1 protein-coding gene is annotated in these 747 nt (G+C 65.3%); it reads right to left on the reverse strand.

What is annotated here, in order from left to right; all coding sequences use genetic code 11:
• A partial coding sequence (locus A3754_RS24110) for an AraC family transcriptional regulator (RefSeq protein ID WP_063521554.1) occupies window positions 1–747 on the reverse strand: 747 nt, incomplete at both ends.

The raw sequence follows: 747 nt of genomic DNA on the forward strand, positions 1-747 counted from the left end.
ACAGGGACACTACCTGCACGGTTTGACCCCGAGCATACCCCGACGGCAGGGCGTCGAACATGGCACGAAGTGTCCGGTTGAGGTGGGGCTGATCGTAAAAGCCGGCGAGCACCGCCAGCTCGGTGAAATTCATGCCGCTGTGCCACAGGGACAGGGCCCGCTGGCACTTGAGGTGCAGAAGATAACGCTTGAACGTCACGCCGGTTTGTTCACGAAAAAGATGACGAAAGCGGGATTCGGACAGCCCGGCCTGCTGCGCCACCGTTGCCATGGTGGGCGCCGGCTCCGGCGCCTCGCGCAGCCAGGCACAGCTGGCAGCAATGCGGGCATCCAGCGGCGGCGGGGACGCTAATTGACGCAGTTGCGCCAGGAAAGTGGCGACTTGAGCAGCGGCGATGTCCATTCGACACAGGGACCGCAAGGTATCGCTGAGCCACTGCTGACGCGACGCCGGCAGGGGCTGCTGCAGGGCCAGGGATCGCCAGGCCGGCTCGTCCGGGTCGAGATGCAGGATCGCCACCGGGCCATCGCTGTGCAGGCTTTGCTGGCACTCCGGCGCCACCAGCACGGCCCGGGCGTTTTCCTCACGGCCCTCGCAGGTCACCCGGATATCCTTGTCCAGCCCGACCAGTAACGACGCCGCCACATGCTGATGGGGCTGGTTATGCAGCGAGGAAAGCGCCATCAGCCAGCCCCCCTGCCACAAAAACAGCGGGGTCAGCAAACGGGGATGGGAAACCGGCGAAG

The sequence above is a fragment of the Alcanivorax sp. HI0083 genome, assembly GCF_001635175.1.